Genomic DNA, 24,063 nt, shown 5'->3' with positions numbered 1-24,063 from the left:
TGGAAATTAGAATTATGATTTAACTAATACTTTTCTATATTTTCATACTCTACGCAGCACAGCAAATTTAATAGAAACTAAAAAATAGAGAATGAATAATTCAATAATTACTCATTCTCAACCTTTTAGTTTCTTATATCATATATGCAATCTGATAAAACCGCAAATTCTTCTAGTGTTAATGTTTCAGCCCTTCTCTTAGGATCAATTCCTGATTTTTTAAATGCTTCTTCTAATTTTTCTTTATCTACTTTTAATGTTTTTGCTGCATTCCATAGAGTTTTTCTTCTCATATTGAAACCTGCTCTTACAATCTCAAACATAATATTGATATCCTTAGTTTTAACTCTTGGTTCATCTAATCTATCTAATCTTATTACTATAGATTCAACCTTTGGTCTAGGAATAAAGCAAGTTGGTGGTACCTTCCTTATTATGTCTGTATTACAATAATACTGAACTAAAACCGACAATGCACCATATTCCTTACAATTAGGTTCAGCATTAATTCTCTCTGCAACTTCCTTTTGAATCATTATAGTTAATGATTTGAAATTATATCCACCTTTTAGAAGCTTAACTATTATAGGGGTTGTAACATAGTATGGAAGATTTGCTACAAGCTTAACACTTTTCTCATCTCCAATAAGTTCATTGAAATCCACTTTAAGTGCATCTTTATGTATTAAACTAAAATTCTCATTTTCCCCCAACTCTTGCTCAAGTATCGGAATTAAATCATTATCTAATTCAATAGATGTTACCTTTTTAGCTTTCATCAAAAGTTGAGCAGTAAGTGTACCTACACCTGGTCCAATCTCTATAATAAAATCCTCATTGTTAACTTCTGCTCCGTTAACTATATCATCAAGAACAGAATCATCAACTAAGAAATTTTGCCCAAGGCTTTTTGAGAACTTAAAATTATATTTTTTGACTAGTTCCTGAGTTTTTATATCTTTTAAATCCATTTATTTCTTACCTACTTCCAATTGTTTTTCTATTTCTTTTATAGCATTAGTAAATTCTTCTTTAGTTATTCCGTAATTATTTAATCTAGAAACCATCTGTGCCGCATTTCCATAACCTATCCCTAATAACTTACCAAGCATATTTCTTCTAATCTTTGAAGTGTTATCTCCGGTAAGCTTGAAATAAAACATATCCTGCATAGTAAAAAATTCTTGTTTTTCTTCTTGTGTTATCTTTGCCATTTCAAGTGCTTTCAAAATAACTTCTGGGCATGCATTTTCTACTCCAATATCTCCATTCTTAAGTCCATCTTCTTTTGCAATATATGCATGTTTTATCCCTTTAACTCTTTTTGCTATTATTCTTCTTATTTTTTCCCCTGCAAAATCTGGATCTGTTAATACAATTACACCTTTTCTTTTTTGGGCCTCCTGTATTCTTGCTATGACTTTTGCATTTATGCCAAATCCTCCTACAGCAATTATTTCTGCATCTATAGCTTTCTTTACAGCATCAACGTCATCTCTGCCCTCAACGACTATTACTTCTTTTATCAATACGTTACTTCCTTTCTTTATTAATAATTACTTTATACGTTAATATATTTATATCATAAAATAGCCCTTAATTTATTTTATCTCATTTCTAATAATATGATAAAACATCCACAAATTCAAAGAAAAAAATAGAGATAACATCTGTTATCTCTTAAAATAGCTTACCATTGCCCTGGGTAAGCAACTACTAATACATCAACTGATCTTCTTCCCCATGAATCACATTCATTTGACGAATTAAGGTATATGTCAATTCTGTCGCCCTTTATAGCACCACCTGTATCTGATGCAATTGCATATCCATACCCTTCCACATATACTTTACTTCCTAGCGGTATTACGGATGGATCTACTGCAATCGTACTCATACCACCTTGATTTCTAACAGGCGTTCTCCCTGTAGCTGTAGTAGAATGGTTGCTATAAGCTGTTGCTGTGCAATTAATCTTTTTCTTATAAGTTATTCTGTCTCCACCTCTGCTTGCGTACACTTGACCAGTTCCTTTGACCACGACTTCATTTTGTGGTTCCAATATGGTTTTAGTACTCTTTACATTACGAGAAATCTCTACCCCATCTTTATATATTATTTGATAAGTAATTTGTTTCTCACCATTAACTCCTTCACTCTTAACCTTCTGAACACTACTGTCCAAATTTTCATCTTTTTCTACAATTGTATCGAAGTTAATTGGCTGCTTTTCGGTGACATCTTTTGTTTCCACTTTGACAAGTTGGACACTTTCGTTACCCTCTAACTTAGACTCTAGGGATGGTGATACTTCATCTACGTCTTTGTCAAATTCTATTCCTTGATCTTTTAATGTATTTTTCTCTGCATCCAGCATATCCTCAACCGTATCCTCTGCCGTTTGCAATTGTACTTCCATTCCACCAGCCTTAATATCTACTGGAACAGCCTTTTTTACTTTAATAGTTTCTTTTTCAGATACTTTGGATTCCAAGGATGGTTGCACTTTATCTTTAGGCGATACTTCTATCCCATTTTCTTGCAACACACCTTTAACAGTCCCCTTGTAAGTGACAAAAGTCGCTTCTTTACCGTCTATACTTATTACGAGCGTTTTTCTTATGCTCATTATAGTCACTGCTGTAACAACTACAAATGCTATCGCAATTGTTCCAATTATAATTTTTGCCTTCGGACCGTTAGAAAAACTTTGCCTAATAAATTGTCTCAATTTTTCTATCATTATTTTCCCTCCTTTGGCAAGAGTGTCTTTTGAATTATATATTAATATTCTAGACTTGTCAAATTAGTAAACTCTTGCAATATAATGAAGCATTGTAATAATGCACTCTGTGCATAAAATATAATATATAAAAATGATAGCGGTATTTAATATTACTTCATTATGAAATTAAAATTTAATGATATGAAATTATAGAAACATTTATTAAACTTAATGATAATTTCAGTTTAAGATTAGATTTACTTTATGTTGAATACAGAAATTATATTTAAAGTGTACATTTAATATTTTACCTTATTTTTCCTTTCTAATCAATCTAAAAAAATTCTCGTTAAATCTCAAATTTGCCTCATAAGGGTCAATATTCTTAATTTCTGCTATCTTAGTTATTATATATTCAATATAATCTGATTTATTTCTTTTTCCTCTGTTTGGTTCAGGTGCCATATACGGACAATCAGTTTCTACAAGTATCTTTTCTAAAGGGATTTCTCTAACTACTTCAACAACCTTTTTTGCATTTTTAAATGTAACAACACCTGTTATCCCTATATAATACCCTAATTTTATGCATTCCTTCGCAAATTCCACACTTCCTGAAAAACAGTGAACTACACCTGTAACTTCTGGAAACTCCTTAATTATTTCTAATGTGTCTTGATGTGCATCTCTATCATGAATAACAACTGGATAATTTAGTTCTTTAGCTAAATTCATATGCCTTCTAAATACATCCTTTTGAATATCTTTAGGTGGATTTTCATCCCAATAATAGTCTAATCCAATCTCCCCAATAGCTACTATTTTATCATTATTCTTAATATAAGCTTTAATTTCATCTAGTGTATCGATTTTCATCTCATTTGCATTTTCCGGATGTATTCCTAAAGCACCAAAGATAAAATCATGATCTTTAGTTAGTTGATCTGTTGTTTTTAAACTATCATATGATGATGCGCAATTCAGGATTCCAATAACTCCATTTTCATTAATCTCATTTAGTAAATATTCTCTATCTTCATTAAAAGCTTCATCATCATAATGAGCATGGCTATCTATTATTTTAAATTTTTGATTCATAAAACAATATTCCTTTCCTATTAACATTATTTCCAAATTATCATATTCTAAAACTACTGCATTTAAATTTAGCATTACTTACTTAAATAATAACATAAAATTATTACTTATACCTCTTTATGATAATCTTACTTAAAACTATATAATTCAATGCAAATCATAGCAATTAAAATAAAAATAAATTCGTAAATAATTTTTTTACGAATTTATTTTTTGACACCTAGATGACATATTAATGCATTAAAATTAATATTGTAAAGTAGTTAAAGCATTATTATTTACCCCTTTTAACCATTTATTTAGTATGGTTAATGAACGTCTCACTCCCCTAAGTGAGACGTTCTATTTTTTTATAATTATCTTACAATGCTACCTGTTGGAATCTCACCTGGATCCACTGCTTTTAATATACTGTCATCATCTGTTGCAGCACATAAAATCATTCCTTGTGATAATTCCCCTCTAAGTTTTACTGGCTTTAAGTTAGCAACTAAAACTACATTTTTACCTACTATTTCTTCTGGTTTATAGAACTTAGATATTCCAGAAACCACTTGTCTTTCTTCTCCACCTAAATCAACTTTTAATTTTAATAATTTCTTAGCTCCCTTTATTGGTTCACACGCTAATACTTTTACTACTCTTAAATCAACCTTTTCAAAATCATCTATTGTTATTTCTTCTTTTATAGGTGTAATTTCTCTCTTAGCTGGCGCTTGAGCAGCCTTTAAAGCTTCTAATTCTTCTAATTTCTTATCTACATCTATTCTTGGGAATAAGTTATCAGCTTTTACTACCTTAGTTCCTGCCTTAATTCCATCAAATGACTTTAATGATTCCCATGAAATTTCTGTAGTATTAATTTGTTCATTAATCTTCTTAGATGTTTCTGGTAAGAATGCTGAAATCATTACTGATGCAAATCTAAGACTTTCCGCTAAATTATAAAGAACTGTTCCAAGTCTAGCTTTTTTACTTTCATCTTTAGCTAATATCCATGGAGTTGTTTCATCTATATATTTATTTGCTCTTCTTATTAATTCAAAAACATATTCTAAAGCTTGTGGTATATTTAATTCGTTTATTGCTTCCTCAATTTTAGCTGGTGCTGATAATGCTAAATTTATTAACTCATCATCAATAGCTTCTTTTTCATCTTGAGCTGGCATTTCTCCACCAAAATATTTTTCAACCATTGCAACTGTTCTTGATAAAAGATTACCCAAATCATTACAAAGGTCTGAATTTATTTTCTTTATAAATATTTCATTATTAAATAATCCATCTGCTCCAAATGGAATTTCTTTTAATAAATAATATCTTACAGGATCAACTCCAAATTCATTTACAAGAACAACTGGATCTACTACATTACCTTTAGATTTTGACATTTTTCCACCGTCAACAAGTAGCCATCCATGACCGAAAACTTGCTTTGGAAGAGGTAAATCTAGCGCCATTAACATTATTGGCCAATAAATAGTATGGAATCTTAAAATATCTTTTCCTATTAAATGTACATCTGCTGGCCAGTATTTATTATATAAATCTTTATTTTCTTGGCCATATCCAAGGGCAGTGATATAGTTTGATAATGCATCAATCCAAACATATACAACATGACTTTCATCAAAAGTTACAGGTACTCCCCAGTTAAAGCTTGTTCTTGAAACACAAAGATCTTGAAGACCTGGTCTTAAGAAATTATTTAGCATTTCATTTTTTCTTGATTCTGGTTGAATGAACTCTGGATGGTCTTCAATATATTTGATTAACTTATCAGCATACTTGCTCATCTTGAAGAAATATGCTTCTTCCTTTGATTTTTCAACTGGTCTTCCGCAATCAGGGCAGTTTCCATTAACTAATTGTGTATCAGTCCAGAAAGATTCACAAGGTGTGCAATACCAACCTTCATAAGAACTCTTATATATATCTCCTTGATCATATAATTTCTTAAATATATCTTGAACAGCTTTAATATGATAATCATCAGTAGTTCTAATAAACTTATCATAACTTATATTCATCATGCTCCAAAGATCCTTAATACCAGCAACAACTTCATCTACGTGTTGCTTTGGTGTGATTCCTTTTTCTTCGGCTATTCTTTGGATCTTTTGGCCATGCTCATCTGTTCCTGTTAAGAACATTACATCATAGCCTGTTAATCTCTTAAATCTTGCTAAAGCATCAGCAGCTACAGTTGTATAGGTATTACCTATATGAAGCTTTGTTGATGGATAATAAATTGGTGTCGTAATATAATATGTTTTTTTACAATCTGTACACATTATTTGTGTCCTCCTTATATTAAAGCAATTATTTATTGCTATTTTTCTATTATAATATTAATTTTTACCTTCTATATATTGTGTCATGACATCTCTAGCCCGCATTTTTCAAGCATATTCTTCAGAATATTAGAATATTAGAATATATATTCTAAAGAATATATATTGTTAAGATTATTACCATCTTTATGTTTTTGTCTTCAAATTATCTTGGCATTATCTTTGGTCTTTCATAAGCACAAAAAAATCTCTATATAAGTATTAAAACCTATATAGAGACGTATTATACGTGTTACCACTCTAATTCTTATTTACCTCACAGCAAATAACTCAGTAGGTGACCAACATCACCCTGCAATATAACGGTCGCTTCCGTATTTCCCTAACCAAATAATTTTGACTCAAGAAACATGCTCTGAGACCATCTTCATAAAATTCACAAACGCTAACTTTCAGCATATATTAGCTCTCTTATGGAATGATTCTTTTATTACTCTTCTCTTCATAGCATTCTATTTAATTATTATTAGTTTACTTCAGAGATTATCTTCTTTCAATACTTATAGGCAAAATTTTCAACCTATAATATATATTAATCCCCAAATTATTTACATTATACTATTTGTTGCTCTCAAGTGCAATAACCTATTTATAATGTTTAAATTATATTTCTTGAGTTACTTCTTTAAGAAATTGTTTTTCACTATCACTCAAGAATGGACTTAATTTATCATAAGTCTCTTTATGATAATTATTTAACCACTCTTTTTCATCCTCTGTCAGCAATTGAACATTGATTCCATCTAAGTCTATTGGACAATATGACATAGTTTCGAATTTATAAAATTCTCCAAACTCAGCATTTCTTTCGTCTTCAACAACTAGCATAATATTTTCTGTCCTTATTCCATGTTTTCCTTCTCTATATATTCCTGGCTCATTAGTTAATATCATTCCCGGCTCTAATTCTATTGTATTCGGTACTGGCCTTATTGTTTGTGGACCTTCATGAACACTTAAGCAGAATCCAACCCCATGACCTGTTCCACACTTGTAATCTATTCCTTCTTCCCATAAAACCCTTCTACTTAAAATATCTATATTGGATCCTGTAGTTCCTTTTAAAAATTTTGCTTTCATAAGATTGATATGCGCTTTTAGAACTAGCGTAAAATCTCGTTTTTCTTCTTCAGTCAATTTTCCCAAAACAATGCTACGTGTTATATCTGTAGTTCCATCAAAATATTGTCCACCGCTGTCTACTAACAGTATTCCTTCTTTTTCTAACTTATATGCGCTTTCTTCTGTTGCAGAATAATGCATCATCGCTGCATGTTCTTTATACCCTGCAATTGTTCCAAAGCTTTCTTCAATAAATAAATCTCCTTGACTCCTAAAATTACATAACTTTTCCGCCAAGGTTATCTCTGTTATATCTTCCTTATCCAGACTTTCTTTAATCCACTTAATAAACCTTACCATTGCAACACCATCTTTAAGTTGACAATTTTTAAGATTTTCTATTTCCTTATTATTCTTTATAGCCTTTAATTTTGTAGTTATATTTATTTCTTCTATCTTCTTTATTTTTTTATTAATCTGATTGTATATATACGCACTTATTTTGCTTGGGTCTAATATAACACTATCTTGTACTTCTTTTATATCTTCAAATATATCCTCATAATTTTTTATTATTATGCCTTCTTTAGTTAATGTTTTTTCATCAGCAGATGATATCTTTTCCCTATCTATGTATAGCACAGCTTTCTCTTCATCAATTAATGTATACGCTAGAACTACTGGTGTATACTTTACATCATTTCCTCTAATATTAAAAATCCATGCTATATCATCTAATGATGATATTATATATGACTTTCCACATAGCTTTTTCATTTCATTTCTTACTTCTTGAATCTTTTCATTTGCAGTTTTTCCGCAATACTTTACTTCATGCAAAAAAACTTTTTCTTTGGGCATTTCAGGTTTGTCTTCCCATATTTCTTCAATTAAGTCTTTATTCATTACTATGTTTATATTTTTATTTTCTTTTATTTTTAGAATTTCCTTATATTGATTAACCGATAATACTCTCCCATCAAAACCTAAAGTTTGACCATCCATCATATTTTCCATCAACCACTCTTCTAAAGTCGGCCATCCAGGAATTCTCATTTTAAAAAGCTCTACTCCAGAATCTTTTAATTGTTCATTGGCTTGTATAAAGTATCTTCCATCTGTCCATAGTATTGCTTTTTCCATTCCGATCAATGCTGTTCCTGCTGAGCCAGTAAAGCCTGTTATATATGCTCTAGACTTAAAACATTCAGCCACATATTCACTTTGATGAAAATCTTCGCTTGGAACTATATAATAATCTATATTCTCTTTTTTCATTATTTCTCTTAATTTTTGTATTCTTTCTAATACTCTCATATTTATTCCCTCTTTTAGATGTATTTTTTAAGAACGTCATAAGACCTAATAAGTAAACACATCTATGTATCTTAATCTTATTAGGTTCTTATTTTCTGCAATAATATATTATTTCATAAATTCTTCGATTTCATCAATTTCCTTAATCATATTCTTAGTTAAAACTTCACATCCATCTTTAGTAACTAAAATATCATCTTCAATTCTTATGCCTATATTTTCTTCAGCTATATATATACCTGGTTCCACTGTAAATACCATTCCTTCTGCAAATGTGAATTCTCTACCAAGTATCCCTAAATCATGAGTATCTAAACCTAAACTATGACCTATTTTATGCCAATAATATCTGTTAACTTCTGATTTTTCTTTTATAAGCCCTAATCCAATACATTCTTGTGCAATTAAATCTTTAGCCCATACATTTAATTCCTTCGAATCCACTCCAGGCTTTATTCTTTCAATTACTGCTTTATTAACTCTAAGTACAGCTTCATAAACTTCCTTTTGTCTTTGAGTGAACTTGCCATTTATAGGGAATGCCCTTGTTATATCTGCATTATATAAATTCCACTGAGCTCCAAGATCAAATAGAATTAAATCTCCATCTTTCAACTCACTGTTATTATCTACGTAATGAAGTATTGTTGCATTTTTCCCTGCTGCTGCTATTGTTCTAAAAGCATAATCTTTAACGCCTCTTGTTTTGCATTCAAAATCAAAATAAGCCTCGATTTCATATTCCTTCATTCCAGCCTTCACATTTTTCATTAAAGACTTTACGCCTTCAATAGTTATCTCTATTGCTTTCCTCATTTCCTTTATCTCATTCTCAGACTTAACCATTCTTAGAGGTGCAATTATACTTGTAAAATTCTTTATATTAATATGTGGATACTTACTAACAATCTCTTTTGCAAATCTATTTGATACAGAGTCACTTTCTTCAAACTCTTCTCTATCCAAATCTAGATACAAATTAACTCTTTCTTTTCCCTTTATTAATGCATTTAGGTACGAAGTAAACTCCTTCATATAAGATACATCATTTATTCCGGATATCTCTTTTCCCTCAAAATCTCTTAATGTTTTTCCACTCCACATTTCTTTATCTAAATCTAAATCTGTCAAAAATAACTTTTCACTTACTATATTATTATATTTAGATAATACAACCAAATGTCCGTCTTCTTGTATTCCTGTTAAATAATAAAAATTCTTATCTGGAGTAAATTGATAGAATTCATCCCCTGTCTTTTTAGCTGGTTTACCTGCAAATAATATCATTACTGAATTATCTTCTATACTATTCATAAGTTTGATTCTGTTTTCTATATAAGTATCTTTATTCATAATTTAGCCTCTTTTCTACTATTAAAATATATTCCTATGTTAATATAATACTCCAATGATTCTAACTAATAAATATTCTAACTAACAAATTTTATCAAATAATTAGATTTGTTATTTTAAAAACATATATTTACCATAAATATAGCCATAATTATTGCTGTTGCATCAGCAAATACTGCTGCCCATAAAGTATGCCTTATCTTTTTTACCTTAATTGCTCCGAAATAAACTGTAATTGTATAAAATATAGTTTCTGTGCTTCCCATTACGACTGAAGCTATAAGACCTGTTCTTGTATCTGGTCCTAAACTTTTTATTATATCTGTAAACACACCAATGGCACCACTTCCTGACAGTGGTTTTATTATTAGTAATGGTATTAGATCTTTAGGCAATCCTATTAAGTTTGCAAGTGGAGCAATTAGGTTATTTAGTAAATCCATTAATTTTGCTTCTCTAAATACTTGCACTGCAATTATCATAGCTAAAAGATATGGAAATATCCTTAAGATTACCATCAATCCATCCTTAGCACCCTCTATAAACCATTCATAAACCTTTCTTCCTTTGAACATCCCATATGTTATTATAAGTAAAAATATTATTGGTATTATGCTTTTACTTAAGTAATTAAACATAATTCTATAATCCTCCTTGCAGCATTTCTAATTAAATTGCATTATTGAAATTTCTAAAAGTATTTCTGTAATATTTTGCAGCATATTACTCCAACTATTGCAGCTGTTGCTGTTGATGCTATAGTCGGCAATATTATTATTCCAGGATTAACAGAATTACAGGCTGCTCTTATAGATATTATCGTCGAGGGTACTAACTGTATGCATGTAGCATTTAAGACAAGAAAAAGCGCCATATCATTTGAGGCTGTTTCTTTATCTGAATTAAGCCTATCCATTTCTTCCATTGCCTTTATTCCAAAAGGTGTTGCTGCATTTGATAACCCCATCATATTAGCAGTAAGGTTCATAACAATAGCGCCTAAAGCTTTTTCATCCTTTGCAGCTTCTTTAAAAATTCTTTTAAGAATAGGCTTTAATAACTTTGATAATTTTTCAGTGAGTCCGCTATTTTCTGCAACTTTCATAACTCCACACCAAAAGCACATTATTCCTGTAAGCTCAATCATAAAAGTTACAGTATTACCTGACGAACTAATTATTGCTTTGGAAATGATCTCTCCATTTCCAGTCAATAATCCAACTAGAATCCCAAAAAATATTAGAAAAAACCAAATATAATTTATCATATTCTCCCCCATAGTATAGTTGTTCTTTACATTTATATTCCTTGCACTTATTTTTTAGTAGTGATAGGATATAATTACTAAACATAATTATATTATTTTAAGGAGAATTTTTATGAATGATTCAAATTTAAAGATAGCTCAACAAGATGTAGAAGAAGCTCTAAAGACTGTAGAAGATATGGAAAAAGTTATAAATAATGATGAGCCTTCAAAAGAACAATTAAAAGAAAAGTTTATTTGTTTATCGAATAGAGTTCAAAAATTAGAAGATATTTTAAAAAACGAAGGGATCCTTTAAATAAAATAGGTATGTCTCAATATATTAGGAACTATATTGAGGCATACCTATTCTTTTAATTTTCTAAAATAACTTTTTGTTCTTTTCCATTTCCCATTAAATCCTTTGATGTCTTAAAAAATACAATGAATGTAATTATAACTGATAGTATATCAGATGTTGCTCCTGCGATCCATACTCCATCTAATCCTTTGAACCTTGGAATTATTATAAGACACGGAATTAATATTATCACCTGTCTCAATAAGCTTAAAAACATCGATATTTTTACTCTTCCTATTGATTGAAAGAAATTCGTAATTATAATTTGTGCTCCTATAAATGGCAGCATAATTAAAAATATTCTCATTCCATGAGCTGTTACTTCTATAAGGGATGATTCATTATTAAAAATCTTAACTAATGCTTCTGGAATTCCTTCAATTATTATAAATCCTATCACCACTATTATTGTAGCTGTAATAACCCCGTATTTTACTGCTTGCTTAACTCTATCATATTTTCTAGCGCCAAAATTATAACCGATTATAGGTTGAAGTCCCTGATTTAATCCAAATATAGGCATTAAAAATATCATAGCTAAGCTGTTCACTATAGTCATTGCTCCTACAGCTAAATCACCACCATATGACTGCAATGAATTATTAGTTATTACTTGAACTGCACTTTGTGCAAGCTGCATACTAAATGGACTAATCCCTATAGCAAAAATACTTAAAACTGCATCCTTCTCCAATTTTAAATTTTTCCTTCTTATCTTAAGTACACTAGATCCCTTTGTGAAATAATATAAAATCCATATACTGCTTATTGTCTGCGCAACAACAGTTCCAAGGGCTCCTCCTTTAACTCCAAGGCCTAAACCGAATATAAATATTGGATCTAAGATGATGTTTATAATAGCACTCATTAGCATAGACGCCATTGCTATTTTAGGACTTCCATCACTTCTAATTGAATGATTCAAACCAAAACTCATCAAATTAAATATACAACCACTAATAATTACCCTTATAAAGTCTTCTCCATAGCCTATAATATTTTCACTCGCTCCAAATGCTTTCAAAAGTGGATTAGCAAATATATGACCAAACAGCGTTAATAACACACCAATTATTATTATTAATGTAAATGCATTTCCTAGAAGTCTTTCTGCTCCTTCCTTATCATGCTCTCCAAGCTTTATTGACACTTTTGTAGCTGTACCTATTCCGATTAACATACCAAATGCTAAAATTATAAACATTATTGGCATTGTAATTCCAACACCGGCCATAGCAAGTTCACCTATGCCTTCTATATGTCCAATAAATATTCTATCTATTATGTTATATAATGTATTAACTAACATTCCTATAATTGCAGGAATTGAAAACTCAAGTAACAATTTTCCTACACTCATTTCTCCTAATCTATTCTGCTTATTCATGAATATCCTCCTTATTAATTAAAGAACTCTTAGATAATTTATTCAACAAATTCATTAATTCTTGAGATTCCTCATCAGTAAAACACGTTCTAATTTTAGCCTCCCATTCATTCATTATAGAATATACATCATCTTTAATTTGTTCTGCTTTTTCAGTTAGTTCCAGTCTATATGCGCGCTTATCACTTTCTTTTTTTATTCTCCTTACATAACCTTCATCCTCTAATTTCTTTATTGCCCTAGCTGTTGTCGCTTTATCTAACCTAACCTTTTTCGTCAATTCTTCTTGTGTTATACCATCATTTTCATAAAGGTTTAAAAGAAATAAGTACTGACCAGCACCTATCCCAAATTTACTAAATCGCTTGCCAAAATACATATAGCTGGCTCTATGTATTTCACCAATATACTTACCTATATGCTGATAGCAATCCATATTACTTCTCCCCTATCTTAATCATATTAATATAGTATTAACAATAATCATATTTCATATCCAGATAATTACATACAAATTATATTAACACAAATTAGTTGTACATGCAACTAATTATAACTTTAACGCTAATAAAGGACTACTCCAAAATAGCTTTAAACTATCTTGAAGTAGTCCTTTATAATCATGTACATTTAATATTTATACTAACTAAGTATAAAATTTGACTATTTTTCTATTAAACTGTACTTTCTCTTTCAACTAGCTGATGTTCTAAAACATAATGTGGCTCATCTAACTCTTTCTTGTTTAAAAGCTTTATAAGCATTCTCATAGCAACAGAACCCATGTCATAAGTCGGTTGAGAAATTGTTGTAATCTTTGGATAGAAAATTGAAGCTGCAAAATTATCATTGAATCCAATTACGCTTACGTCTTTTGGAACTTCCAATTTATTATCCCTTAATGCATTAATTGCTCCCATTGCAATATCATCAGAAGCACATACAACACCTCTAAATTTCTTATTTTGCTTTATGAATTTTTGTATGCCTTCATACCCGCTCTTTACTTTCATTGAGCTTAGATAAACTAGTTCAGGATCTATTTCTATTCCTGATTCCTTCATTGCATTTTCATAACCAATGTATCTATCACCCCAAGCATTTTTGCTTTCTTTTTCAGTTCCTATAAAGGCGATTTCTTTTATTCCTTTTTCAATTAATAATTTTGTGCTATCATAACTAGCTTTAACATTATCAATTGTTACACTTGGTAAAACTCCTTCTTTATCCTTAGTTTCAACCAAAACAGTCTTTAAATCTAATTCATTGATTAATTCTAATATTTCTTCATTAAGAGAACTACTCATATAAATTACACCATCAACCATTTTTTCTTTAAGTACTCTTAAATATTCTTTTTCCTTTTCTATATCAAGGTCTGAATTACAAAGTATTATATTGTAATCGTATATATTTGAAACATCTTCAGCACCTCTTACAATTTCTGGGTAAAACTGGTTTGATATATCAGGAAGTAAAATCCCTATTGTCTTTGTTCTTTGAGTTTTTAAACTTCTTGCAACTATATTTGGTCTGTATCCAAGCTTTTTTATTGCATCTAAAACTTTCTTCTTAGTATCTTCGTTTACTACATCGATATCATTTAAAACTCTAGAAACGGTTGCAATTGATACTCCTGCTTCTTTTGCAACATCCTTAATAGAAGTAGCCATTATTATTCCTCCTTTGAATTTTTCTAGATAATCTCATTATACTAACATATTGCCTTATAAATCAACATAACTTAAAATAAATTATTATTTTATTGTAAGTTTTGTCAAAAATCATAGTTTTTAATCTTAAATTTATAAACATATTAACTAATTTACAATCTTATATAAGAAATATATATGAAAACTACATTAAATATGTATATGTATATTAAAATGACTAGGAATATTAATAAAATCTTTTATTCCTAGTCATTTTAGTTTTTATCTTACAACTTCAACATTCATGTTTAATGTTTCACTATTTATAACTGTTTCTGAATAATTAGATTCTTGATTATAAAGAACTTCACAAGTTAAAGTCTCTTTCTTTATTGTTTGTTCGAATTTCTTAATAACATCAATTAACATATCGTTATTTGATACATAAAGATTTATTCTATCAGCAACTTCAAATCCTTTATCTTTTCTCATATTTTGAATCTTTGAAATAATTTCTCTTACATGCCCTTCTTCTTGAAGTTCTGGTGTCACAGTTGTATCTAAAACAACTCCAAGTTCACCTTCTCCTGCGAATGCATAACCTTCTAAACCTTGCATTGTAACTAAAAGATTTTCATTTGTAAGAACTATTTCTGTATCATTAACAGTTATAGTTTCACTTCCACCATTTTGAATCTTTTGAGCCAATTCCATTTGGTTCTTTTCAGAAATTGCCTTTCTGATTTGAGGAATTAATTTTCCATATAACTTACCTATAACAGGTAGATTAGGTTTTATTTCAAAGTTAACATATTTTGAAAGGTCTGCTCCAAGCTCAACCTTTTTGATATTTAATTCTTCCTTTACAATATCTCCGTAATAATCTGGAAGAGATTTTGTTGATATAAGTAATTCAGAAAGTGGCTGTCTATTCTTAACATTTGCAGCGTTTCTAGCACTTCTTCCAAGCTTAACAAGTGTATATGCTAAATCCATTTCTTTTTCTAGTTCTTTATTTATTGCAGATTTATCAACTTCTGGCCAAGTGCATAGATGAATACTTTCTGGCGCATTTTTATCAAGATTCACAACTAAATTTTGATAGATTTCTTCAGTCATAAACGGTACAAATGGTGATGCCACCTTAACTAAATTTGTTAGAACTTTATATAAAGTTACATAAGCTCCTATCTTATCGTTTGTTAACTCTTGTGACCAATATCTTGATCTGTTTCTTCTTACATACCAGTTTGATAATTCATCAGTAAAATCTTCAATAGCTAATGCTGCTTGAGTAATTTTATAAGTATTTAATCCATCATCAACTGTTTCGATTAATGTGTTTAATTTAGATATAATCCATTTATCCATTATATTATCTGAAACAAAATCAGAGTACTTAGTTGGATCAAATTTATCTATTTCAGCATATAAAACATAGAAAGAATAAACATTCCATAATGTTCCTAAGAACTTTCTTTGAGCTTCTGCAACATCATCTATAGAGAATCTTGTTGGAAGCCATGGTGCACTTGCAGTATAGAAATGCCATCTTGTAGCATCTGCCCCTTGACTATTTAGTACTTCAAAAGGATCTACAACATTTCCTTTATGCTTAGACATCTTAAGTCCTTTTTTATCTAAAACGTGACCTAATACTATACAATTTTCAAATGAATTTGTATCAAATAAACATGTTGAAATCGCAAGTAATGTATAGAACCAACCTCTTGTTTGGTCAACTGCTTCTGAAATAAATTGTGCTGGGAAGTTCTTTTCAAAAGTTTCCTTGTTTTCAAATGGATAGTGCCATTGTGCAAAAGGCATTGATCCTGAGTCAAACCAGCAGTCTATAACTTCATGTGTTCTCTTCATTTCCTTACCGCAATGTGGACATTTTAACTTTATTCCATCTACGTAAGGTTTATGTAATTCAATCCCCTTACAGTCTGTAGTTGCTTTTTCTTCTAGTTCTTCTCTGCTACCAATACACTCTTGATGGCCACATTCACATTGCCATATTGGAAGTGGTGTTCCCCAATATCTGTCTCTTGAAATACCCCAGTCAATAACATTTTCAAGGAACTTACCCATTCTTCCTGTTCTAGTGTTATCAGGATACCAATTTATTTTATTATTATTTTCAAGTAATTTATCTCTCATTTTAGTCATCGCAACAAACCAACTATCTTTTGGATAGTATAGAAGCGGCGTATCACATCTCCAGCAATGTGGATATGAGTGAGTGTGCTTTTGTGCTGTAAATAATTGATTACGTTCTTCTAAATATTTAACAATACTTTCATCACACTTCTTAACAAACTTTCCTGCCCATGGAGTAACTTCTTCAACAAAATTACCATTTGTATCTACTAAATTTATAAATGCAATTCCATTTTTCTTTGAAACAAGACTATCATCTTCACCATAAGCTGGTGCAATGTGTACTATTCCTGTACCGTCTGATAATGTTACATAATCTCCATGAATTACTACGAAAGCTTTTCCTTCAACTTTTGCAAAAGGTAATAATTGTTCGTATTCAGTACCTAGCAATTCTTCACCTTTAAATTCTTTAACTATTTCATATTCAGTATCTCCTAAAACCTTACCTACTAAATCCTTAGCTAAAATATAAATTTCTTCTCCTACCTTTACTTCTGCATATGTATAAGATTTATTTATACATAATGCTAAGTTAGATGGTAATGTCCATGGAGTTGTTGTCCATGCTAATATATATTTATTTTCTTCACCTTTAACTTTAAACTTTACAGTTGCAGTTAAATCTTTAACATCCTTATATCCTTGAGCAACTTCATGGGATGAAAGCGCTGTTCCACACCTTGGACAGTAAGGCATTACTTTGTGGCCCTTATACAATAAGCCCTTATTCCACATTTGCTTTAAAGCCCACCATTCAGACTCAATATAATTATCATGGTACGTTACATATGGATCATCCATATCAACCCAGAATCCAATTTGTTCAGACATTTCCTTCCATAAGCTAACATATGAGAATACACTATCTTTACATTCATGAACAAACTTTTCTACACCAAAGTCTTCTATTTGTTCTTTTCCTGAGATTCCAAGTTTCTTTTCTATTTCTAACTCTACTGGAAGTCCATGAGTATCCCATCCAGCTTTTCTAAGAACCTTATACCCTTTCATTACTTTATATCTTGGAATTATATCCTTCATAACTCTTGTCAAAATATGACCAACATGTGGCTTTCCATTTGCTGTTGGTGGACCGTCATAAAAAGTAAAATATTCTCCATCTGAATTTGAGTCAAAGCTCTTCTTTATTATATCTTTCTCTGTCCAAAGCTTTGCTATATCTTTTTCAATTTTGACGGTACCTTTTGATGAATCTACCTTATTGTACATTAAAAATTCCCCTTTCAGCTAAGTAAACTATATTATTCTCTTTAAGAATTGTTTCCTTTTTGCATACTTTTTTAAACATAAAAAAACTCCATCCTAAAGGACGAAGTTGAATTCGCAAACCACCTAAGGTTAAAACATCTAAACGCAAAATTAAATGTTTTATTTCAAGTACATACATACTCTATCCTTTAACGCAGGCTCTTACGTGATAACTTATTCGGCATTACGCCTTTCAGCCTCCAACTCCTAGGTGATTTTCTCTAAGATTTATTATAGCTTTACACCAGCCAGCTACTCTCTAAAAATAATATCTAAGATACTTTTCCTAATCATCGTCTTTTATTGTAATAATTATATATTAATGATTTTTAAATGTCAATTCATGATCAAACACTAATTGTATCTTTATTACTAATTAATGTTATAAAATAATTCAATCCTAATTTTATAAAGTTAGTGCGATATCATATTAACAATTTTATAGCTTAACTAAGATATAAAATTAAATATTATCATGAATATAACTACATATTTACTCATAAGTTGTATTATTAACAATACTATAAATAGTATCTTCTTAAAGGGGGAAATATATGTTTTGTAAGAATTGCGGACAACAAATAGATGATAACGCTGCCGTATGTATACATTGTGGTGTTGCTACTGGTAATAATATGTCTTCTAAAGGTACTTTGGACAATCCATCTCATTTAGCCGGAATTGCGTCTTGTTGCTTTCCAGTAGTAGGAATAATATTATACTTCTTATGGAAAGATGAAAAGCCTCAAAGTGCCAGCTTAGTATGTAAATGGATGATTGGTGGAATAATTATCTGGATAATTTTTTACGTTCTAGCTTTTGTACTCGGAATGCTAGGAAGCTTATCATCATACTAAGTTAAATGCTTAATTGTAAAAAAGTCTTAAACTATATGTTTTTCTGCCATCAATTACCTGAGAGATCGTTCTTTTTTAGAGGTCATCAATTTCCATTATGTGCAAGATGCACGGGAATATTACTGGGATATATTCTCGGACTCACATACGTAATATTATCTAAAAATATTCATATAATTATAGAATTATTACTGATGCTACCACTTTTAATTGATGGGTTTGGTCAATATCTCATGTACTTTAAGAGTACTAATACAAGGAGATTAATCACCGGAATCTTAGCAGGCATATCAACTATATGTTTATTTAGGTTGGCAATAGTTTTAGGTCTTCAATCTGGACATTGGTTTTATAATTTTATTCATATATAACTGTACTGGTTTCTTACTACAGTTATAATAATACTAATATAAAACATAGCTATCTAAATCTAGTATTCTTAATGATTTAGATAGCTTTACATTTTAAATAAAATAACTATATAGACCCTTTAGCAAATAAGGTAACGTTTCCTAGGATTCTCTTATTTAATTATTTTAGGAATCAATAATATAAATTCAGATCCAACGCCATATTCTGAATTCACTTTTAACTTAATCCCAAAATTCTTTGAGATAGATTTCAATAAACTAAGACCGATTCCCATTCCGTTAATATTTTGTCCTCTAAATATATCGCTTCGATAAAATCTATTAAATATTCGCTTTTCTTCTTCCTTCTTAATTCCTATTCCATTATCTACAATATTAAAATAATAATAAAAATTATTATTTAATATAGGATATTTTTTTATAATTATTGTTATAATATTAATTAACTATACTTTTATTTTAGATTATAAAATGTATAATTAAGATAAAGTTAGTTTTTCAATTAACTTAAAAAATGTTTTTAGGAGATACTATTATGGAAAATAATTTGAATGAAGCAATTTTAGATAAATTAACAAAAACTTGCACTTGTAAGGCAATACCTAGATCAAAAATTAAGGAAGCTATTAAAAATGGTGCTTCAACTATAAAAGAGGTCCAAAAGGCTACTGGTGCAGGCAGTGGTTCATGCGGAGGTAGAAATTGTTCTCCGCGAATAAATGATTTACTAAAGCAATCAAGAGAAAACATATAATCATAAAACTTTTACTCATAGTAAATTCGAAAAGCAAAACACATACAGATTAAATAAATCATGTATGTGTTTTACTTTTAGTCATAATCTTAAAAGTTTTTCATTCACAAGTTATTTTTCCGTCCTTATATTCTGGAACTATATCTATGATGCTTTTTTTTATGCAATATTCAATATCATTATTTAATCCTAAGGATTTCATTACTGAATAGTGAGATGCTTCTCGTACATAACTCAAAATATTTATATTTTCTTTATATATCATAGAGGCTGTCTTTGCTATATCTGTTAATTCTATATTTCTATTAACATCTAGCATTTGATTAATTATATATCCACTACAAATAAAATCATCCATTGAGAAGTTTCCATTTGTTCCTGCATTAATAATAACCACATCATCATTTATATTAATCAATTTTTTCGCCACTGATTCTCCATTTATCATGGCCCCTATAAAAACTCTTTTGGCCTCCGTTGACTTTGTTAAAGCTCTTGTTCCATTTGTTGTAGTCATAAGCACTGTTTTACCTTCAACTTTTTCTTTTATATATTCTAATGGCGAATTTGATAGATCAAAACCTTCAATTTTAACAGCTTTTCTCTCTCCTCCTAAAATGTAATTATCTCTACTAAGTTTCTTTGCATATTCCAGTGTTTCCTCAATAGTCAAATAAGGAATAACTTCTCTTGCTCTATTATCTAGTGCTGTTATAATTACAGATGTAGCTCTAAATATATCGATTATAACTGCAATCTTATTCCTTACTCTGCTTTCAACTATATCATCTGCTGAGATTATAATATCTATTTTCATTTTACTTACTCCATTCCTAATCATTAGAATTAATATATAGTTACTCCCTGAAATTTTTTCCTTGCCATAAGTTGTTATCTTCTAACGTCTTATCTATTGAATTTAAAACTTCCCATTTTTTTAAACTCCACATTGGTCCGATCAAAAGATCTCTCGGTGCATCGCCTGTTAACCTGTGAACTACCATGTCCTTTGGAAGTAGTGTTATTCCATGAGTCACAAGATCTATATAATCATCTTGCGATAGGAACTTAAGATCTCCTGCCTCGTATAACTTTACCATAGGCGTTTGCTTCATTAAATGTAGTAAATGTAGTTTGATTCCTTTAGCCCCTGAATGAGCTATATAATTTATTGTTTCTAACATATCCTCTTTAGTTTCACCCGGTAATCCTAAGATGTCATGAACTACTACATCAATATTTCTCTCTTTTAATTTTCTCATTGCATTTTCAAATACATCTAATTTATATCCTCTATTAATTCTTTTAGCAGTCTCATCATTGCTGGTTTGAAGTCCAAGCTCTATCCAAAGGTAAATCTTATTGTTTATATTCTCCAATAATTCTAATACATCATCATCTAAGCAATCAGGTCTTGTGGCTATTGCGATAGCTACAACCCCCTCCTGATTTAATGCCTCTTCATATTTTCTTTTCAACTCATCAATAGGTGCATACGTGTTTGTGTAAGCCTGAAAATAAGCTATATACTTACCACTTTTCCACTTTTGTGACATCATATCCTTTATATCATGAAATTGCTTTGAAATAGACAATTCTCTGTCACCAGCATAATCTCCTGAACCTCTCTCACTACAAAAAAGACAGCCCCCATTACTTATCTTTCCATCTCTATTCGGACAAGAAAATCCTCCATCCAAAGATATTTTAAATACTTTTTCACCAAATTTATTTCTTAAAAAATAGTTTAAACTATGATATCTTTTTCCATCCCAAAAACTGTTCATATTTCCTCCTCTTTATGTGTCTAATATACCTTCTTTAAATATTGTAACATTTAAAGAATAAATTAAAAGTAAACCTTATATATTTAATAAAAGGAACATTCTTTAAGGGGGATAAATATTGAAAAAGGAAATGGTAAAAGTATTTCAAGTTGCCACTGTGTTCATCGGAACAATAGTTGGTGCTGGTCTTGCTTCTGGAAAAGAAATCACAGAATTTTTTACTCAATACGGTATATCTAGTTTCATAGGAATTATAGGTTGTGGTATTTTCTATATCTTAATAAGTTCTATAATTTCTAGAATAAGTATTAATTATAATCTTAGCTCTTATAGTGATGTTATGAATATAATAAGCCCTAATATATTTGGTAAGATCACTGGTTTTATAACAACTCTCTTTCTTATTTCCAGCGCATCTATAATACTTGCTGGAAGTGGTGCTTTGATACATCAGTTTTTTGGAATACCAAAGATAATCGGCTCACTAATAATGATTGTAATAGCCATATTTTTTCTACTTAGAGATACTGAAGGATTAATTGAAGTTAATTCCTTTATTGTTCCAGGTTTAATTTGTACTCTTACTTTGATTACAGTTTTATATTTTGCATTTTGTAGAAATACAGTTTCGTTAGACAATATCGCTAGCTTTCCAAAACAAAAAACTGGAATCCTTATTTCCACAGTACTTTATGCTGGATATAATACACTTTCAGCCTCAGGAGTCCTAGTACCACTTAGCACCCAAATGAAGAAAAGTAAAATAATGATTGCTGGAATAGTAACCGGCGCAATTGGACTAACTATACTTTGTTTAATGATAAATTTATTATTAACAATTAATCAACCTTATATATATAAATATGAGATTCCTTTACTTTTTGTCGCTAATAGATTTGGTAACTTAATTCAAGCATTGTTACTCGTGATAATCTGGTTGGAGATGTTTTCTACCGAAGTTTCTGACATATATTCCATAAGCAAAACCCTAGAGCAAACATTTAATATAAAATTTAAAAAAGCCATCTTTATCGTAATAAGTCTTGCTCTTTTAATCTCCCAATTTGGATTTGGAACTCTTATAACTAAACTATATCCTATATTTGGTCTATTAAGTTTGATTTTTATATTCCAATGTATATTATTCTTTTTTAAGCACAAAAAAGATTTTTCTAACACAGCTCAAATCAAATAATTATGATATACTTTTTATAAAATATATTAATAATTATTCTTAAAGGATTTGATATAAATGAATTATCTAGATTTATTAAATGAATGTACTTTGTGTAATAGAGATTGTAAAGTAAATAGAAATAATGGTGAAATAGGATATTGCAAAGCGAGCAATAACATAAAAGTGGCTAAGGCTTCCCTTCATCTTTGGGAAGAGCCACCTATTTCACAAGGAAATGGTTCAGGTACTGTATTTTTTTCTCACTGTAATTTAAAATGCGTATTTTGCCAAAACTATAATATAAGTCAGGGGATTAATGCTAATTCGTCTTGTTCTGACTTTAATAAAAGTACATCAGTTGTTGGTGCAGAAATATCTATTGAAAGACTTTCCGAGATTTTTCTAGAACTTCAGGAAAAAGGTGCAAACAACATTAACTTAGTGACTCCTACCCATTATGTTCCTCAGATAATTGAAGCCTTAAAAATAGCTAAAAAAAATAATTTAACTATCCCAGTTCTTTATAATACCAATAGTTATGATTCTATTGAAACTATAAAATTATTAGATGGATATATTGATGTTTATTTGCCGGACTTCAAATATTTTGATAATAAATATTCTCTAAAATACTCTAAAGTTAATGATTATGCTTCCAATACTATTAACATAATAGATGAAATGCTAAGACAAGTTGGCACTCCCAAGTTTGATTCAAAAGGAAATATACTAAAAGGAGTTATTGTAAGACACCTAATGCTTCCTGGACTCCTTTTTGATTCAAAAAAGATAATAGATATTCTATATAATAGATATAAAACCGATATTTATATAAGCTTAATGAATCAATATATTCCTATGTTTAATGCTTGCGATTATCCAGAAATAAATAAGAAACTTAATCCAAAACACTACGACAGCCTAATCAATTATGCTTTAGATATTGGCGTAGTTAATGGATTTATACAAGATGAAGGTGCTAACATCTCTGATTTCATTCCTGAATTTAATCTAGAAGGAATAGAAAAATAAATTTTATCATACATATAACCTCTAATAATTCCATTAATTATAGCAGCTCCTATTCTAATCGCAGCTATATAATATAGCTGGTAGAGAAAATGGGA

Annotated in this window: 21 protein-coding genes, 1 pseudogene and 2 other annotated features; of the genes and pseudogenes, 6 read left to right on the top strand and 16 right to left on the bottom strand. The window is 29.8% G+C overall.

The window, feature by feature from the left end; all coding sequences use genetic code 11:
• Positions 1 to 125: 125 nt before the first annotated feature.
• From rsmA to PZA12_RS00300, 9 genes are all read right to left on the bottom strand, one after another.
• The gene (rsmA, locus tag PZA12_RS00340) at positions 126 to 971 is read right to left on the bottom strand and encodes a 16S rRNA (adenine(1518)-N(6)/adenine(1519)-N(6))-dimethyltransferase RsmA (RefSeq protein ID WP_077837339.1); all 846 of its coding nucleotides are present in this window, start codon (positions 969 to 971) and stop codon (positions 126 to 128) included.
• A complete protein-coding gene (rnmV, locus tag PZA12_RS00335; RefSeq protein ID WP_077837338.1) occupies positions 972 to 1,529 on the bottom strand; it encodes a ribonuclease M5 in 558 nt (185 codons plus the stop codon).
• Between the two features lie 161 nt (positions 1,530 to 1,690).
• A complete protein-coding gene (locus tag PZA12_RS00330; protein WP_077837337.1) occupies positions 1,691 to 2,743 on the bottom strand; it encodes a 3D domain-containing protein in 1,053 nt (350 codons plus the stop codon).
• Positions 2,744 to 3,037: 294 nt separating this feature from the next.
• Positions 3,038 to 3,823, bottom strand: coding sequence for a TatD family hydrolase (locus PZA12_RS00325; protein WP_078117617.1), 786 nt, complete (start codon positions 3,821 to 3,823; stop codon positions 3,038 to 3,040).
• Between the two features lie 356 nt (positions 3,824 to 4,179).
• Positions 4,180 to 6,117, bottom strand: a complete 1,938-nt coding sequence (metG, locus tag PZA12_RS00320; protein ID WP_077837336.1) for a methionine--tRNA ligase — start codon at positions 6,115 to 6,117, stop codon at positions 4,180 to 4,182.
• A 271-nt stretch (positions 6,118 to 6,388) separates the two neighbouring features.
• Positions 6,389 to 6,632 (bottom strand) — a binding site (T-box leader).
• A 148-nt stretch (positions 6,633 to 6,780) separates the two neighbouring features.
• On the bottom strand, positions 6,781 to 8,556 hold the full coding sequence (locus tag PZA12_RS00315; RefSeq protein WP_078117593.1) for an aminopeptidase P family protein: 1,776 nt from the start codon (positions 8,554 to 8,556) through the stop codon (positions 6,781 to 6,783).
• A 108-nt stretch (positions 8,557 to 8,664) separates the two neighbouring features.
• Positions 8,665 to 9,909, bottom strand: coding sequence for an aminopeptidase P family protein (locus PZA12_RS00310; RefSeq protein WP_078117594.1), 1,245 nt, complete (start codon positions 9,907 to 9,909; stop codon positions 8,665 to 8,667).
• 116 nt (positions 9,910 to 10,025) lie between these two features.
• Entirely contained in the window at positions 10,026 to 10,547 is a 522-nt protein-coding gene (locus PZA12_RS00305; protein ID WP_017209529.1) for a spore maturation protein, read from the bottom strand.
• A 53-nt stretch (positions 10,548 to 10,600) separates the two neighbouring features.
• A complete protein-coding gene (locus PZA12_RS00300; protein WP_065416611.1) occupies positions 10,601 to 11,176 on the bottom strand; it encodes a nucleoside recognition domain-containing protein in 576 nt (191 codons plus the stop codon).
• A gap of 112 nt (positions 11,177 to 11,288) precedes the next feature.
• Here PZA12_RS00300 and PZA12_RS00295 point away from each other — a divergent pair, with 112 nt between their 5' ends.
• A complete protein-coding gene (locus tag PZA12_RS00295; protein ID WP_041893318.1) occupies positions 11,289 to 11,474 on the top strand; it encodes a hypothetical protein in 186 nt (61 codons plus the stop codon).
• Positions 11,475 to 11,529: 55 nt separating this feature from the next.
• Here the strand turns inward: PZA12_RS00295 and PZA12_RS00290 are convergent, their stop codons facing one another.
• The 4 genes from PZA12_RS00290 to ileS all read right to left on the bottom strand — a co-directional run bounded on the left by PZA12_RS00290 (position 11,530) and on the right by ileS (position 17,951).
• Positions 11,530 to 12,903: an MATE family efflux transporter gene (locus PZA12_RS00290; protein WP_077837332.1), complete on the bottom strand. Its 1,374-nt coding sequence runs from the start codon at positions 12,901 to 12,903 to the stop codon at positions 11,530 to 11,532.
• Positions 12,896 to 13,339, bottom strand: coding sequence for a MarR family winged helix-turn-helix transcriptional regulator (locus PZA12_RS00285; protein ID WP_078117595.1), 444 nt, complete (start codon positions 13,337 to 13,339; stop codon positions 12,896 to 12,898). The genes PZA12_RS00290 and PZA12_RS00285 overlap by 8 nt, the downstream gene beginning before the upstream one ends.
• Before the next feature lie 238 nt (positions 13,340 to 13,577).
• Positions 13,578 to 14,576, bottom strand: a complete 999-nt coding sequence (locus PZA12_RS00280) for a LacI family DNA-binding transcriptional regulator (protein ID WP_077837330.1) — start codon at positions 14,574 to 14,576, stop codon at positions 13,578 to 13,580.
• A gap of 261 nt (positions 14,577 to 14,837) precedes the next feature.
• Positions 14,838 to 17,951 (bottom strand): isoleucine--tRNA ligase, encoded by a 3,114-nt coding sequence (gene ileS, locus PZA12_RS00275; RefSeq protein ID WP_078117596.1) that lies wholly within the window; start codon positions 17,949 to 17,951, stop codon positions 14,838 to 14,840.
• A 93-nt stretch (positions 17,952 to 18,044) separates the two neighbouring features.
• Positions 18,045 to 18,293: a binding site (T-box leader), on the bottom strand.
• Between the two features lie 251 nt (positions 18,294 to 18,544).
• Between ileS and PZA12_RS00270 the strand changes: the two genes are divergently transcribed.
• On the top strand, positions 18,545 to 18,847 hold the full coding sequence (locus tag PZA12_RS00270) for a zinc-ribbon domain-containing protein (RefSeq protein ID WP_078117597.1): 303 nt from the start codon (positions 18,545 to 18,547) through the stop codon (positions 18,845 to 18,847).
• Between the two features lie 5 nt (positions 18,848 to 18,852).
• Entirely contained in the window at positions 18,853 to 19,218 is a 366-nt protein-coding gene (locus tag PZA12_RS00265) for a DUF2085 domain-containing protein (protein WP_011967409.1), read from the top strand.
• A gap of 152 nt (positions 19,219 to 19,370) precedes the next feature.
• Here the strand turns inward: PZA12_RS00265 and PZA12_RS00260 are convergent.
• A pseudogene (locus tag PZA12_RS00260) lies at positions 19,371 to 19,643 on the bottom strand (sensor histidine kinase); the annotation flags it as partial.
• A gap of 110 nt (positions 19,644 to 19,753) precedes the next feature.
• Here PZA12_RS00260 and PZA12_RS00255 point away from each other — a divergent pair.
• Positions 19,754 to 19,972 (top strand): (2Fe-2S)-binding protein, encoded by a 219-nt coding sequence (locus PZA12_RS00255; protein ID WP_011967406.1) that lies wholly within the window; start codon positions 19,754 to 19,756, stop codon positions 19,970 to 19,972.
• A gap of 100 nt (positions 19,973 to 20,072) precedes the next feature.
• Here the strand turns inward: PZA12_RS00255 and PZA12_RS00250 are convergent, their stop codons facing one another.
• Complete coding sequence (locus PZA12_RS00250; RefSeq protein WP_078117598.1) at positions 20,073 to 20,789, bottom strand: 2-phosphosulfolactate phosphatase family protein; 717 nt, start codon at positions 20,787 to 20,789, stop codon at positions 20,073 to 20,075.
• Between the two features lie 40 nt (positions 20,790 to 20,829).
• Positions 20,830 to 21,759: a TIGR01212 family radical SAM protein gene (locus PZA12_RS00245; RefSeq protein ID WP_077841942.1), complete on the bottom strand. Its 930-nt coding sequence runs from the start codon at positions 21,757 to 21,759 to the stop codon at positions 20,830 to 20,832.
• 118 nt (positions 21,760 to 21,877) lie between these two features.
• Between PZA12_RS00245 and PZA12_RS00240 the strand changes: the two genes are divergently transcribed.
• Entirely contained in the window at positions 21,878 to 22,954 is a 1,077-nt protein-coding gene (locus tag PZA12_RS00240; protein ID WP_078117599.1) for a transporter, read from the top strand.
• A gap of 57 nt (positions 22,955 to 23,011) precedes the next feature.
• Positions 23,012 to 23,968, top strand: coding sequence for a radical SAM protein (locus PZA12_RS00235; RefSeq protein ID WP_078117600.1), 957 nt, complete (start codon positions 23,012 to 23,014; stop codon positions 23,966 to 23,968).
• Positions 23,969 to 24,063: the final 95 nt, after the last annotated feature.

This window comes from Clostridium beijerinckii, from assembly GCF_036699995.1.
GTDB classification, from domain to species: Bacteria; Bacillota; Clostridia; order Clostridiales; family Clostridiaceae; genus Clostridium; species Clostridium helianthi.
The sequence above is the reverse complement of the archived record's forward strand: the minus strand, read 5'-3'. Positions and strand labels throughout refer to the sequence as shown.